General features: G+C 68.8%; 12 protein-coding genes. 6 read left to right on the top strand and 6 right to left on the bottom strand.

The features are described 5' to 3' along the window. Positions 1 to 27: 27 nt before the first annotated feature. Positions 28 to 618 carry a hypothetical protein gene (locus G6O69_RS36425; RefSeq protein ID WP_172308070.1) on the top strand — a complete coding sequence of 197 codons (591 nt, stop codon included), beginning with the start codon at positions 28 to 30 and terminating at the stop codon, positions 616 to 618. Between the two features lie 54 nt (positions 619 to 672). On the opposite strand, the gene G6O69_RS36430 is transcribed toward G6O69_RS36425, so the two are convergent. Further along, positions 673 to 1,473 carry a hypothetical protein gene (locus G6O69_RS36430; RefSeq protein ID WP_172308071.1) on the bottom strand — a complete coding sequence of 267 codons (801 nt, stop codon included), beginning with the start codon at positions 1,471 to 1,473 and terminating at the stop codon, positions 673 to 675. Between the two features lie 131 nt (positions 1,474 to 1,604). Between G6O69_RS36430 and G6O69_RS36435 the strand changes: the two genes are divergently transcribed. Beyond that, entirely contained in the window at positions 1,605 to 2,264 is a 660-nt protein-coding gene (locus G6O69_RS36435; RefSeq protein ID WP_172308072.1) for a DUF3152 domain-containing protein, read from the top strand. Positions 2,265 to 2,432: 168 nt separating this feature from the next. On the opposite strand, the gene G6O69_RS36440 is transcribed toward G6O69_RS36435, so the two are convergent. After that, a complete protein-coding gene (locus G6O69_RS36440; protein WP_172308073.1) occupies positions 2,433 to 3,419 on the bottom strand; it encodes an ABC transporter permease in 987 nt (328 codons plus the stop codon). Then, entirely contained in the window at positions 3,419 to 4,369 is a 951-nt protein-coding gene (locus tag G6O69_RS36445; RefSeq protein ID WP_172308074.1) for an ABC transporter ATP-binding protein, read from the bottom strand. Before G6O69_RS36445 ends, G6O69_RS36440 begins: the two co-directional genes overlap by 1 nt. A 92-nt stretch (positions 4,370 to 4,461) precedes the next feature. Here G6O69_RS36445 and G6O69_RS36450 point away from each other — a divergent pair, with 92 nt between their 5' ends. From G6O69_RS36450 to G6O69_RS36460, 3 genes are all read left to right on the top strand, one after another. Beyond that, positions 4,462 to 4,803 (top strand): DUF971 domain-containing protein, encoded by a 342-nt coding sequence (locus tag G6O69_RS36450; RefSeq protein ID WP_172308075.1) that lies wholly within the window; start codon positions 4,462 to 4,464, stop codon positions 4,801 to 4,803. Between the two features lie 307 nt (positions 4,804 to 5,110). Then, on the top strand, positions 5,111 to 5,845 hold the full coding sequence (locus G6O69_RS36455; RefSeq protein WP_176397291.1) for a hypothetical protein: 735 nt from the start codon (positions 5,111 to 5,113) through the stop codon (positions 5,843 to 5,845). 130 nt (positions 5,846 to 5,975) lie between these two features. Then, positions 5,976 to 7,418 (top strand): FG-GAP-like repeat-containing protein, encoded by a 1,443-nt coding sequence (locus tag G6O69_RS36460; protein ID WP_172308077.1) that lies wholly within the window; start codon positions 5,976 to 5,978, stop codon positions 7,416 to 7,418. A gap of 31 nt (positions 7,419 to 7,449) precedes the next feature. Here the strand turns inward: G6O69_RS36460 and G6O69_RS36465 are convergent, their stop codons facing one another. From G6O69_RS36465 to G6O69_RS39505, 3 genes are all read right to left on the bottom strand, one after another. Then, a complete protein-coding gene (locus G6O69_RS36465) occupies positions 7,450 to 8,610 on the bottom strand; it encodes an alpha/beta hydrolase (protein ID WP_172308078.1) in 1,161 nt (386 codons plus the stop codon). A gap of 123 nt (positions 8,611 to 8,733) precedes the next feature. Beyond that, positions 8,734 to 9,777, bottom strand: coding sequence for a GON domain-containing protein (locus tag G6O69_RS36470; protein WP_172308079.1), 1,044 nt, complete (start codon positions 9,775 to 9,777; stop codon positions 8,734 to 8,736). Between the two features lie 140 nt (positions 9,778 to 9,917). Further along, positions 9,918 to 11,630: a PhzF family phenazine biosynthesis isomerase gene (locus G6O69_RS39505; RefSeq protein WP_217909987.1), complete on the bottom strand. Its 1,713-nt coding sequence runs from the start codon at positions 11,628 to 11,630 to the stop codon at positions 9,918 to 9,920. Positions 11,631 to 11,849: 219 nt separating this feature from the next. Between G6O69_RS39505 and G6O69_RS36485 the strand changes: the two genes are divergently transcribed. Further along, the gene (locus tag G6O69_RS36485; RefSeq protein ID WP_172308080.1) at positions 11,850 to 13,436 is read left to right on the top strand and encodes an AMP-binding protein; all 1,587 of its coding nucleotides are present in this window, start codon (positions 11,850 to 11,852) and stop codon (positions 13,434 to 13,436) included. The last annotated feature ends 145 nt before the right edge of the window (positions 13,437 to 13,581 follow it).

Consider the following 13,581-nt stretch of genomic DNA (forward strand, 5'->3'; position numbering starts at 1 on the left):
CCAATGGAAGCATGAAAGCCAAACGCCATGCTTCATCGCTACACCCCTTCCTTCACCCGCCTGCTCCCCATCCTCGCCCTGCCCGCGGCCCTGCTCCTCGCCCCGGGCGAAGCCGACGCGACCGTCTCGATCTCCAACGGCTTCTTCTCCGGCCAGACCTCGACCGCGACCGGCTTCCTGTTCGAGATTCACGCCGCCGGGACCTTCCACGACAACGGCCAGTCGGTCCCCAGCGCGATCGACCTCGACTGCGAGCTCGATGAGAGCGTCGAGATCCTCGACTGCGTCGGCGAGCTGAGCGTGGCGAACACCGTCACCGACATCGCCGCGGGCTACGAAAACGGCCAGGTCTACTGGTCCGTCGCGCTCACGGCAGACGCGATCATGCAGGCCCACGTCGACTGGGGCGAGCACATCGTCCCCGAGGTCTTCCCCGCCCCCGAGGGCTACGGGAACTGGAGCGGCCTACCCTCCAAGTGGATCGACCTCGCCAACGACATCAAGATCCTCTACTGGCACGACGGCTTCGGCCGGCGCGAGTGGTACTACAGCGCGACCTGGAAGGAGACCGTCGAGGCCGCCGGCGGCATCTGGTCAGGCGAGATCTGGGAGGAGTAGGCCGACGCCGCTCACCCGACGTCGACCTTGCGCCTATCCCCCCCCTTCGCGCTCTCAGCCCCCGTAGTTCGTCCCGGCGGCGCTGATCGCCTCCCCCAAGCCCTCGACCTCGAGGTTGAAGTCGGCGTCGACGAGGATCCCCGAGGGCACCGCGCCCTCGTGAACCGGCCCGAGGTAGATCCAAAGCGGCTCTCCGCCATCTTGGCCCTCGGTCGGATCCCCGATTAGATGCACATACTCATTGGGGTACATCCCCTCCCAGGCCTGGAGGTCCTCGAGGCTCGTCGCGCCATAGTCCGTGAAGTTGTCGAGCAAGACCTCGACGGCCGAGAGCGTCCCCGCCTCGAGGCCCGCGATCACCGGGGCGAGCTCGGCGTCGTAGGAGCTTCCCTGACCCGCGAAGCCCGCGGCGAGATCATTGCACGGCCCGCACCAGGCCCCGCTGATGATCAGCAAAAAGGGCGTACCCTCGAGCTCGCAATAGTCCCAATCTTCACCTTCCACGGTGAAGCCGGCCCAGTGCGAGACCTGCGAGCCCACGGCGATCTCGCCAGCCGGCGCGACCGGGCCAGCGCACGCAGCCCCTCCGCCGGTGTCGGTCGTGTCCGAGCTGTCGGTCTCCCCGGTATCGGTGCCGGTCTCTGTCTCGGCCCCGGCGTCCGTCTCCGTCTCCGTCTCCGTCTCATCGCCCGTCGTGGTCTCCCCCACGTCCTCGTCCGTGTTCCCCGTCGAGTCGTCCTCGGAGCCGTCGACGCTGTCTTGCGTCTCGCCCTCTCCCCCGCCGTCGTCGCTGGGGCAGCCGGTGAGAAACAAAACCAAAGAGAAGGAGGAGATCGAGAGCGCTCGCAGATGCATGGCCGAACTGTACCCAGCCCGACTCCTGAAATCTCGACCACAACGAACATTCCAAAAGTTTTCGTGGGGTGTCACCGTCGATGGCGTAGGCTGCCAGATTTTTTGGACTTCGGGTGTTACCCTGCGCAGCCGTGACCTTGGCCCTGTGGCTGATGCAATGGCTCCTCGCCGCCAGGACCTACCTGGCCGTGGACGAGGGCCAGACCCTCCAAGAAGCCCGCGAGCGCGTCTCGGGCCGAGATTTTTGGGTGCTGCGAGACCCCGCCCGGCCCACGCTGCCCTGGCGCGAGGCCAAGCAGGCCGGTCACATCGGCTATCGCCTGTTGATCGAGGTTGGCCTCGAAGATGAGATCCCCGCGTGGATCGAGACGGTCGGCGCGACCCTCGATGACCCTCGGAGCTGGCGCGCGGCCGGCCGCGACCTCGTCCGGGTCGACACCCACGCGCGCTTCGACGTGATCCTCGCCCGGCCACGGACCGTGGACCGCCTGTGCCGGCCGCTGCGAACCGGCGGCATCTACTCCTGCGGTCGCAGCGGGCGGGCCGCGCTCAACTCCATGCGCTGGCTCGAGGGCGCCCGTCCGTGGGGCGACGACCTCGCGGGCTACCGGACCTACATGATCAACCACGAGGTCGGCCACCTCCTCGGCATGCCGCACCAGCGCTGCGACGCCGAGGGCGAGGTGGCCGCGGTGATGCTCCAGCAGACCAAGGGACTCCAGGGCTGCACGGCCAACGGCTGGCCGGTGCCCGCGGAGCTCGAGCGCCTGCGCGCGCGCTGGGCTCGCTAGTGTGCGCGCCAGAGGACTTGAAGGGTCCCAGGCGCCGGACCGCCGGCTGCTGACGAGGCGCGAGGAGGGAGTTTGTCGGGCACAAATGACTGACGAGCAACGAAGTCAGCGGCCGGTGCTCCAAGCCTGGGGCCCTTCAAGTCCTCTGGTGCGCGCACTAGTGTGCGCTCAGTAGTCGGTCCGCTGGAAGCGCCACAGGCCCAGGCCGGTGGCCAGGACGATCCACGCTGCGGCGATGAGGATCGGCTGCCAGTCCATCGCCGGCGTGTTGATGACCGAGAGCGTGGCCGCCGACTTGATGCGGTCGAAGTTGGGCATCGTCCAGCGCAGCACGCTCTTGACCTTCTCGAGCCAGGCGATGTCGAAGGGCAGCGCGATCAGCATGCTGACGATGCTGTCGACGACGATGTAGTACACATAGGCCAAGATCATGCTCAGGTTGGCCTTGCGCGAGTACAGGCCGAGCAGGGCCATGAGCGCATAGAGGGTCGCCGCCGCGAGGATCTGCAGGGGCATCACCAAGAACACCGCGGGGTGCCAGATCCCCGTGCGGATGCCGATGCCCACGAACAAGAGCAGGTAGGTCCCGACGATCGCCACGGTGAACAGCGCCAGACCACCAAAGTACTTGCCCAGGTAGATCTTCCAGCGCTCGAGCGGCTTGGCGAGGACGATGTCGATGCCCCCCGCCTCGAGCATCGAGGGGAAGTAGCCCGAGGCCGCGGCGATGAACAGCATCATGCTCACGGAGAACACGAAGCTGCTGACCGACATCACGAGCACCTCCACCCCGCGACGCAGCGGCGAGGTGTTCTCGGCGAGCTCGGCGATCTCGAGCATCTCCTCTTGCAGCGCCTGCCCCTCCTCGCTGAAGGGATCGATGGCCCCGCTCTCCTCGTCACCACGCGCGAACATCACGCTCTGGCCGTAGACCGCCGCCCAGGCTCCCTCGAGCAGATCCTCGGTGCCCTCCTTGCCAAATAGGCGCAGGTGCTCGACCTGCTCGCCGGTCAGCTCGTCCTCGATGGTCGTCGGCCCGGCGACCAGCGGCGGAAGGAGCGCCAACAAGGCGAGCACCCCCACCATGATCAAAAAGACGATCTGCTGGCGAGACTGCCGCCAGGTATCGGTCACAATCGCCCAAAGCGCGCTCATTACACGGCCTCCCTTCGGTCGACCTTCAGCCCTCGGTCGGCGCCGATGAGCTCGATGAAGGCCTGCTCGAGGTTCATGCGCGTGGGCTCGACGGCGAAGATCAGCACGTCGGCGGCGCGCAGCTCGTCGATCAGCTCGGAGATCTGCCCTTCGGTCTCCAGACCCACACGAAACCAATTATCGGGCTCGCGCTCGGCCGCGTAGCCGTCCAAAAACTTCGTCCACAGCGCCTCGGGCAGCTCACCGGTCCGCAGGCGGACGACGAGCTTGGAGCCGGCGACGCCGGCGGTCAGCTCCGAGACCGTGCCCTGGCGCAGGACCTCGCCCTTGTCGACGATCGCCACCTGGTCGCAGAGCAGCTCGATCTCCGAGAGCAGGTGCGAGTTGATGAACACCGTCGCCCCGGCCTCGGTGGCCTTGCGGATCACGAAGCGCAGGCCCTGACGCGCGACGGGGTCGACGCCATCGGTGGGCTCGTCGAGGAAGATGACCTCGGGATCCCCGAGCAGCGACTGGGCCACGCCCACCCGCTGCGCCATCCCCTTGGAGAATTTGCTGACCTTGGTGTCCCGCCACTCGCTGAGCCCGACGATCTCGAGCTTCTCGGCGACCTGGCGCTCGAGCGCCTGCCCCGAGAGCCCCGCGAGGGCCCCAAAGTAGCGGCACACGCCCTCCGCCGTGAGGTAGTCGGGGAAGCGGTGCCCCTCGGGCAGGTAGCCCACCCGCTCGCGCGCCGCGGCCTGACGAATGTCGATGCCGCGGAGGGTGGCGGCCCCGCCGCTGGCGCGGACGATGCCCAGCAGCACCTTGACGAGGGTCGACTTGCCCGCGCCGTTCGGCCCGAGCAGCCCAAAACAGCAGCCCTTGGGCACCTGGAGGTTGACTCCCTTGAGGGCCTGGACCCCGCCTTTGTAGGTCTTGCTGAGCTGATTGGTCTCGATGACGTACACCCGTGGCTCTCCTTGCCGCGGGCGAGGAGAGCACGGCCACCGCGCCGGGGCAAGGGAGCCCGCGCGCCCGAGATTCGATATCTTCGGGCGCCATGGCCCGCCCCATCGATGTTGCCCACATTTCACGTGAGAACACGCTATCGATCACCTGGGAGGGGGGCGTCACCAGTGTGCTTCCGGTCCCCTACCTACGCGGCTGGTGCCCATGCGCCAGCTGCCAGGGCCACTCGAACACTGTCAGCTTTCATCCAGCCCCCGAGAGCACCCGCGTCGCCGCGCTGTGGGAGGTCGGGGCCTATGCCCTCGGCGTCCGCTTCGAGGACGGCCACGACGACGGCATCTACAGCTGGGACTGGCTGTGGAAGATCAGCGAGCACAGCGCCCCACTCGGTCCCAAGACCGGGCGCTTCGTCGCCGGCCGATACACGCCCTGAGTCTCCCCCCGGCGCCCTCGGCGACCGCGATCGGAGCCATATCGCTCGAACATGATTACAGTCAGACTAAACATTGATAACCGCCCAGTCATAATCAGATAACCCATCCAATGTCCCGTTTAAGGCACTCAGACGCTAACATTTTGGGTCGTTGGTCAATTTTGCGACTGGAAAAATTTCACTCCCTCTGGAATACTAAAAATCATTGAGCCGTCCCGGGGGGTGTCCAGATGCAACACCCCATTGGATGCAAAGTTCGACTCGTCGGGGGTCACCAAGATTTCCGACGTTGAAGGGAGTGTAGACGATGAACGACATCGCACTGCAGCGTTATTTGAATGAGGTCGGTCCTGCCCGAGAGCGAGCCACCGGAATCATCAACCATCTATGTTCCATGCAGCGTCCTCCCCAGGCGCTGCTGATGACGCTCCTCGATGTCCTCGCGCTGCGCCGTGGCCCTCTGCGCGACCTCCCGCTGTGGCTGCGGACCGGAGGCATGCGCTGCGAGGTCCTCGGCGAGCCCGGCGTCGCTCGACTCATGCTCGACGCCGCCGACCGCGAGGACGGACGCCGCCTACTGTTGATCGACGACCTGGCGCAGCTGTGGAACCTCGGCAAGGCCATGGGCATGTCCTTCGCCAGCTTGCACGCGAGGATCTGCGAGCCGCGAGTCGGCGCTGTCGAGCACGCCCGGCTGCGTCGGCTGGCCCTGTGCAGGGTCGGGCTGACGGCGATGGCGGTCGAGCTGGAGATCGCCGAGTTCGAACGCCAGCTCATCCGGGCGCTGCTCGACAGCTGCGAGCAACGCCTCCCCGGCGGCGGCTTTGGCCTGCGCTGGCTGCCGGCGCGCTGCCTCGAGGCCGAGCAGCGGACGGAGGAGCAGCGGGACGAGCTCGCCGAGCTTCTGTCTCGAGATCCCACCCGCGCCCCGGGCTGGGCCCGCGCCGGCGCGGCGCTGCTCGATAGCTATGCCGCCACGCTCGATCCCGAGCTGATCCGGCCGAGCATCGACAGCCTCGAGCGCGTCATGGCTGCGCTATGAGATCGGAGCAAGTGGCCGCTGGCGCGGCAATTTCGAGTTTCTTCGGGTTTTTCGAATTGCTTTGCCGCTGGCCCTGACAACCCTCCTGCGTCGCCGCTGAACAACCACGCGGCGCCAGGAGATCGAGACAATGCTCAGCAACGAGTTTCCCTTCACCTTCAGCTTCAGCGCCCTCACCCTGCTCTCGCTGCTCGTCCCCGCCCATGCCCACGCCGCGCCCAACGTGGACATCGACGGCAACGGCCTCGACGACATCGTGGTCGGCATCCCCCGCAGCGACGACAGCGACGCGACCCACACCGGCTCGGCCGCGCTCTACCTCAGCTCCGCCGCCGGCCTCGACCCCGAGACCATCTTCGTCCCCCGGGTCCACGGCGGCGAGCGAGCCGGCTTCTCCGTGGCCATGGGAGACTTCAACTGCGACGGCACCCCCGACATCGCCATGGGGGCGCCCCTCGATCACTACGTCTACGACGAGGCCGGCGTGGTCTTCCTCTACATGTCGCAGGCCGACCCGAGCGAGCCCTACACCTCGACCTGGCTGACCCGCTCGGACTTCTACGCCCCCGAGGAGCAAGGTGATCACTTCGGCCGCTCGGTGGCCGCCGGCGACTTCGACGACGATGGCTGCGATGACCTCGCCATCGGCGCCCCAGAAGCCTCGGTGCAAGGCACCACCGACAACACCGGCCTGGTCTACATCGCCCGCGGCGACGACAGCGGCCTCATCTGGTGGCAAAACGTGCGACCTGACGTCGCTGGGGGCGAGGACGCTCGCTTCGGCTTCTCCCTCGCCACCGGTGACATGAACGAGGACGGGGTCGACGACCTGCTGATCGGCGCCCCGACCTGGACGATCGACGGCAGCACCGTCGGCGCCGCCCAGGTCCGCAGCTTCGACGGCCAGAGCTTCGCTCCCATCCTTCCCCTGGTCAGCCCCTGTGATCAGGGCGGCTGCGACACCGACGACGCCTGGCACTGGTTCGGCTGGTCCCTGGCAGCCGGCGACTTCGATGGCGACAACCACCCCGATCTCGCCGTCGGCTGGCCCGGAAAGAACCCCCAGGACTACACCGGCAGCGTGCAGATCTTCGAGACCGACGGCACCGGCACGGTCGTCGACACCCGTCAGGTCAGCTGCGGCACCGGCCCGGCTCGCTTCGGGTTCTCGATGGCCAGCGGCGACGTCGACGACGACGGCAAGGACGACCTCGTCGTCGGCGCCCCCTATATGACGCTCACCGACGGACCAGACCTCAGCGGCGCCGCCTATGTGCTCTACGACGGCCTGATCCAGCGTCAGACCCTCTCGCCCATGGACTACGAGACCCCGACCGCCAGCGGCCAGCGCTTCGGCTCGGCCGTGGCCCTGGGCAACTACCTCGGCGGCGGCTTCGATCTGGTCGTCGGCGCCCAGCGGGCCAAGGACCAGTCGGGCATCCGCGGCGGCGCCGTCCATAGCTATCAGAACATGGGCGGGACCATGCTCGCGGTGCAGAAGCTGGGCATCGAGGACTTCCCCGGCGAGGACGCCATCGCCGGGGCACACTTCGGCGGCGCGCTCTCGCAGTAGTCGCACCGACAGTCGAGCTGGGCCCCGGCGTTCACAGACCGGGGTCCAGCCAATTCACCATCTGCGCATAGACCCGCGGATCCGCGAGCAGCTCCATGTGGCCCACGCCGGGGAAGGTCGCCGTGTGCTGTTCGGCGAATTCGAGGCACAGCGTCGGCTCGTCATGGCGGCCGAGGGCGCTGGCGACCGAGACCAGGCCGTCGCCCTCGCCGAGCACGCCCGAACCGGCGAGGGCGTAGCAGCTCGGACCTACGGGCAAAGGCAGGGGCGCGCGTCGGTCCGGGCCCCGCGCAAAGCGGTCGACTCCTCGCCAGTGCTCGTCGAGGACGTTGCCGTAGCGCAGATCCGTGACGCCGGCGCTGCGGATGCGCCCGAGCCGAGCCATCGGCGCGGCGTAGGGCAGCTCGCCGACGATGACCTCGAACCAGTTGCCTGCGCGCTCGAGGGGCGCGCCGTGGTGCGGCGTGCCGAGAAAGACCAGCTTGTCCAGGAGACCGGGCCAGCGGGCCCCGGTCTGCTCGCCGACCCAGCAAGCGCTGCGCGAGACCAGCCCGCCCATGCTGTGCGCGACGATCGTGATGGCCTCGACGGGGACCGGCCAGCCGTCGACCAAGCGCTCGAGCCGCTCGGAGAGTTCGCGGCCATTGCTGGAGACGTGCAGGCCGCTGTTGTAGCGGAGGTCGACCCGGGAGGCGTCGAGCACCTCCGCCAGGGCCTCGCCATGATCGTGATCTTTGCGCAGCCACTGGGACTCGCTCATGCACAGGCCAGGCACCATGAGCAGGATCCGCCCCTTGGCTTCGAGCACGGCTGCGCGCAGGCTCATCTCGATCGCCAGCGGGTTTTGGGTCTCGGCCAGGTAGTCCCCCAGCACCCCGTTGAGGGCGCTGAGCACGATCTCCAGCTCGCTGCGCGGCGCCCCCTCCCCCAGCTCGCCCAGCAGCCGGGCCAGCTGCGCGAGGGCCAGGTCGATGCTCGCGCCCACCACACCGGTGACGCCACGGATCCCGCCGTAGACCAGCCCCGTCACCAGTCGCGTCGGCGCCTCGAGGGGCCGACCCAGCAGCCTCGGCCCTGCGGCGATGCCTCGATGCATCTCCTCGACCAGATCGGTCACGCCACGGGTGGCCTCGATGGCCAGGCGTGTGGCACCGCGCAGATCATCGACGTGGCTCCGCCGCTCATGGTTCATGGTCGCCAGTATCCCACGATATGCTCGCGGCCACGCACCATGGCCATCGGCGGCGATGTCGACGAGGCCAGCGCTGCCCGGCTCTTCGTCCGCCGCCGATGGTCGCGACTGCGAGTCCCGGCTCTAAGGCGAGAGCTGGACCAAGTCGAGGCTCAGCAGCGTACCGGTGCTCCCGTTTTGCGGACTGTTGGGGCAGGCGTTGTCGGGCCCGGTCCAGCCGCAGTAGCCACCGCCGGTGAGATCGACGACCTGATCGTCCTCGCTCAGGACCGCGTCGCCGAGCGGCTGGTAGCCGGCCTGGCAAAACTCGCTGGCCACGGCGAAGGGGGTGCCGCGCAGATCGATGTTGGCGAGGCCGTTGGCCTGGCTGGTGGTGCAGCCCATGGCGATCGCGTAGGGCATGCTCGTGATCTCGGCGTCCCCGTGCGTCAGCGAGCCCGTCGAGCTCGAGAAGGTCGTGTCGTCGATGTTGATCTCGAGGGTCATCGGGTCGATGCGCACGCGCTCGTAGTTCGTGCGCACGTCGGTCCCGGGCGAGGCGCCGCCGGCGGTGTACTGGCTGAAGTTCTGGTCGGGCCCGACCTCGACGAGGGGCAGATAGTCGATCGGGGTCCCGGCGAGGTCGTGGCAGTAGGCCGTCCACGCGCGGGTCGTATCAGCCATGTGGTAGAGCATGTAGTAGCCGTCGACGGCGTCCGGCATCAAGGCGATGATGTCTGCGCAGGACTGGGGGACGGCGCAGGAAAAGCTGCCTTCGTCGTTGATGCACAGGCCCTCGCAGTCGTCGAGGCCGTCGGTGCACTCGTCGACGTCCGAGCAGATCTGGCCGTCGCCCTCCCAGCCGTCGTTGCAGGTGCAGACGATCATGCCGGAGCCGTCGTCGCAGGTGGCGTTTGCGTCGCAAGAGTCGGCCTCGCAGCTCTCGGCGGGCTCGCCGGTCGTGTCGCCCTCGCCGGTCGTGTCGCTCTCGCCGGTCGTGTCGCTCTCGCTGGTCGTGTCGCCGGACTCGCTCGAATCTCCTTCGCCGATCGAATCGCCATCGTCGGTCGTGTCACCCTCAGTCTCGGTCGTGTCGTCTGTCGCTTCAGGCGGTGACGACCCACAGGCAAAGACGACCGAGGTCGAAAGTACGGTGAGGATTGTGAGCGCTGATTTCGTGGTTCGCATGGTGGTTCCACGGCTTGTGGTTGCGGGAAGCCGAGGCTGGATCCAAAAAAATCGTGCAGCAGCTCGAGCCCGACCCCAGTCGAGGATGGATCCGCGACCGCGGGCGGACGGCCCGGGTTCGCCCTCGAGTGAAGCCGCGCTCAGCGCATGCCGCAGCGTGTCAAGGCTCCGCGCAGGACCACCGCGCAGCGCCCCGTCAGCGCCACACGCCGATCCTCGATGGCGACCTCCAAGGTCCCGCCGCGCGTGGACAGCTGGCGCGCGCGCAGCGTGGCCTTGCCCAGACGCTCGGCCCAATAGGGCGCGAGCACGCAGTGCGCCGAACCGGTCACGGGATCCTCGTCGATGCCCACGCCCGGGCCAAAGAAGCGCGAGACGAAGTCGCAGCCGGGGCTGTCCGGGCCCGCGGGCGCGCTGACGATGACCTCACCCGGGGGGACGGCCGCCAGCGCGCGCATGTCGGGGGCGAGCCCACGGACCTCGGCCTCGTCGCCGACGACCACCAGCCAGGTGCCCGCCGCGGCCCGGCGCTGCTCGACCACGGCCTCGGGCGCGAGGCCCAGGGCTGCGAGCAGGCCCGCGGGCGCCGGCTGCTCGGCGCTCGTGCCCAGCGGGAGCTCGACGGTCAGCGCGTGCGAGTCTTTGTCCTTTCGAACACAAAGCTCGCCGCTGGCCGACGAGAACCGGACCTCGTCGAGCTCGCGCGCGACCTCCTCGAGCAGCACGCAGCCCGCCGCGAGGGTCGCGTGGCCACACAGCTCGACCTCGACGCTGGGCGTGAACCACCGCAGCTCCCAGCGCGCGGGCGCCTCGACGGGATCCGGGCAGCGCAGGAAGGCCGTCTCCGAGAGGTTGTTCTCGGCGGCCACGGCCTGGAGCGTCGCATCTTCGGGCCAGGTGTCGAGCAGGCAGACCGCCGCCGGGTTGCCGGTGAAGGGGCCGCCGTCGCAAAAGGCGTCGACCTGGAACATGGGGACTCCCTCGGGCTTGCGGGCCTCGAGCCCGAGCATCAGCGGGAAGTCCGGGGCGCCCGCGGGGAAGCGCCAGCGCCGGTCCTTGCCGAGCTCGAGCTCCTCGTAGACCCGGCAACCATTGGCGTGGGGGTACTCTTCGAAGCGCTCGAGCTCGAGGCCCGCGCGGCGCAGGGCCGCGAGCTTGTCGGCCACCGTCCACGAAAATTCGTAGCAGGGGTGCGGGTTTTCGTAGCTGCCCGCCGCGGACGGCTCGAAGCCCATGGGCGCCAGGCCCTCGCCGGCCTCGCCCACGTAGTCGCCGACCCCCTCCTTCCACTCCTTCGCGCCGCCTCGCCGTCCGCCGAAGTAGCTGAGCTCGGGGCTGCGATCGAGGTCGAAGCACATCGCCACCGTGTGAAATTCGAGCACGACAAGCGTGCCTCCGGGCTCGAGCAGGGCAGCCACACCGCGGGCCCAGGCGTCGAGATCGGACAGCCAGCACAGCGCGCCATAGGACGCGTAGACGCAGTCGAAGCGCCGACCTTCGGCGATCGCCCTTGGCATCCAGTCGTAGATGTCGGCGCGCTCGAAGCTCGCGGGGATGCCCGACTCGGCCGAGAGCGCGCGGGCAAATTCGATCGCCTCGTCGCTGATGTCGACGCCGGTGACCTGGGCGCCGCGTCGCGCGATGCACAGCGTATCCTGGCCGCTGTTGCACTGGAGATGGAGCACCCGGCGGCCGTCGAGCTCGCCGAGCAGCTCGTAGTCTTCGTCGTAGAGCGCCTCACCCCCGCCGCGCAGCCAGCCGGCTTGATCGCGCTTGTGGGCGTTGTGGGCCCGGGTCGCGTGGTTCCAAGACTGACGGTTGGCCTCGTGGAGATCTCGGCGGCGCTCGCTCATGGCTGCTCAGCGTAGGGGCAAGACCCACGCGACGCCCATGTTCGCGCCCGATCTCGACGAGATGACGCGCACACGAGTTCAGCGAGTGTTACTCGACGTATCGCCAATTCGAGCATCCCCGCGCTCGCGGGAGCTTCGCGGTTTGTGACCAGCCAGCGAGCCGCTATCCTCGACGGCGATGGGCATCCAATCAGCGCAGTCGGGAGGCGAGGAGCAGCCATGAGCCGCGAGCTGACCGCTCAGCTGTTCGCGGCCCTCGAAGAGGGCAGCGAACAGATCGCCTACGACTTCGAGGGTCAGACCCTGACCTGGGCCGAGCTCGACGCCCGCGCGCGCAGCTACGCCAACGCCATGGCCCACGCCGGCGTCAGCCGAGGAGACCGCGTCGCCGTCTACGCCCACACCTGCCTCGAGCAGATCGTCTGCCTGTTCGGCAACTACTACCTCGGGGCCGTGCACGTGCCCATCAACACCCGCTACCGGGCGCTCGAGGTCTCGCACATCCTCGCCGACTGCCTGCCCACGGCCGTGGTCGGAGACGCCGCTGGCGCCGAGGTGCTCGAGAGCGCCCTCGCCCGCCCCGAGTTCGAGCGCGCCCCCGTGCGCGTCGCCATCGACGAGGGCGCCCCGGGCTTCGCCTTCGCCGAGCTGCTCGCGGGCGAGCCGGGCGAGTACCTGCGCCCCCGCGACGAAGACCTGGCCCTGCTGATCTACACCTCCGGGACCACCGGGCCCAGCAAGGGCGTGATGCTCACGCACCAGGCGGTGATCGCCAACATCCGCGCCCTGACCGGGCTGTGGACGTGGTCCAAGCGCGACCGCCTGGCCCTCGCCCTGCCCCTCTTTCACGTCCACGGCCTGTGCATCGGGGTCCACGGCGCGGCCCTGCACGCGATGACCGTGCTGCTCGAGCGCCGCTTCGACGCGGGCGCCATCGTCGAGCGCTTCGCGGATCAGCCGCGCGGCAACGCGACGATCTTCATGGGCGTGCCGACCATGTACACGGCCCTGGTCGAGCACATGCACCAGGCCCCCGAGGCCGCGCCCCAGCTGTCCCGCGGGCGCCTGTTCACCTCGGGCAGCGCCGCGCTCTCGGCCGATCTGTGGCGAGAGTTCGTCGCGCTCACCGACCGGCGCATCCTCGAGCGTTACGGCATGAGCGAGACGCTGATCACCTTGTCCAACCCCTACGTCGGCGTGCGCACCCCCGGGGCCGTGGGCCAGCCCGTGCCCGGCTGCGACGCCGCCGTGGTCGACGAGCAAGGCGACGAGCTCCCCCACGGCGAGCCCGGCGAGCTGATCGTGCTCAGCAACGGGATCATGTCGGGCTACTGGAACCGCAGCCCAGAGCAGCTCGCCGAGCTGTTCTTGCGCGACCGCGACGGCCGGCTGTGGTTCAAGACCGGCGACGTCGCGACCGTCGACGACGAGGGCGTGTTCCGCATCGTCGGCCGCGCCTCCGTCGACATCATCAAGTCCGGCGGCTTCAAGATCTCGGCCCGCGAGATCGAAGAGGTCCTGGCCACGCACCCCACCGTCCGCGAGGTCGCGGTCATCGGCGTGGCGGATCCCAAGTGGGGCGAGCGCATCGTCGCCTGCCTCGTGCCCGAGCCCAGCGCCGCCGCCGAGCTCGAGCCGGCCGCGCTGCTCGAGGCCCTGGTCGCCCATCACCGCGACCACCTCGCCGACTACAAGAAACCGCGCGCCCTGCTGATCGTCGACGAGCTCCCGCGCAACGCCCTGGGCAAGCTGCAAAAGCACAAGCTGCGCGAGCGCGTCGCCGAGCAGGGCGTCAGCGTCGGCTAGGCGCGTCTCCATGTGACGCCCGCGGTGACGCCCGCGCGCCCGTGATCCACGAGCCCCTCGAGCAGACCGAAGGACCGCGCCGGCCTCGCCGAGCGGCCCTCGCCCGCGCTCGCACTCCGGCTTTGACGCCCCGGCGAGCGCGGGT

The sequence above is a fragment of the Pseudenhygromyxa sp. WMMC2535 genome, from assembly GCF_011083025.2.

Coding starts and splice junctions, on each gene's coding strand:
- G6O69_RS36425 (WP_172308070.1), top strand. CDS start 28: ATGCTTCATCGCTACACCCCTTCCTTCACCCGCCTGCTCCCCATCCTC.
- G6O69_RS36430 (WP_172308071.1), bottom strand. CDS start 1,473: ATGCATCTGCGAGCGCTCTCGATCTCCTCCTTCTCTTTGGTTTTGTTT.
- G6O69_RS36440 (WP_172308073.1), bottom strand. CDS start 3,419: ATGAGCGCGCTTTGGGCGATTGTGACCGATACCTGGCGGCAGTCTCGC.
- G6O69_RS36450 (WP_172308075.1), top strand. CDS start 4,462: ATGGCCCGCCCCATCGATGTTGCCCACATTTCACGTGAGAACACGCTA.
- G6O69_RS36455 (WP_176397291.1), top strand. CDS start 5,111: ATGAACGACATCGCACTGCAGCGTTATTTGAATGAGGTCGGTCCTGCC.
- G6O69_RS36460 (WP_172308077.1), top strand. CDS start 5,976: ATGCTCAGCAACGAGTTTCCCTTCACCTTCAGCTTCAGCGCCCTCACC.
- G6O69_RS36465 (WP_172308078.1), bottom strand. CDS start 8,610: ATGAACCATGAGCGGCGGAGCCACGTCGATGATCTGCGCGGTGCCACA.
- G6O69_RS36470 (WP_172308079.1), bottom strand. CDS start 9,777: ATGCGAACCACGAAATCAGCGCTCACAATCCTCACCGTACTTTCGACC.
- G6O69_RS39505 (WP_217909987.1), bottom strand. CDS start 11,630: ATGAGCGAGCGCCGCCGAGATCTCCACGAGGCCAACCGTCAGTCTTGG.
- G6O69_RS36485 (WP_172308080.1), top strand. CDS start 11,850: ATGAGCCGCGAGCTGACCGCTCAGCTGTTCGCGGCCCTCGAAGAGGGC.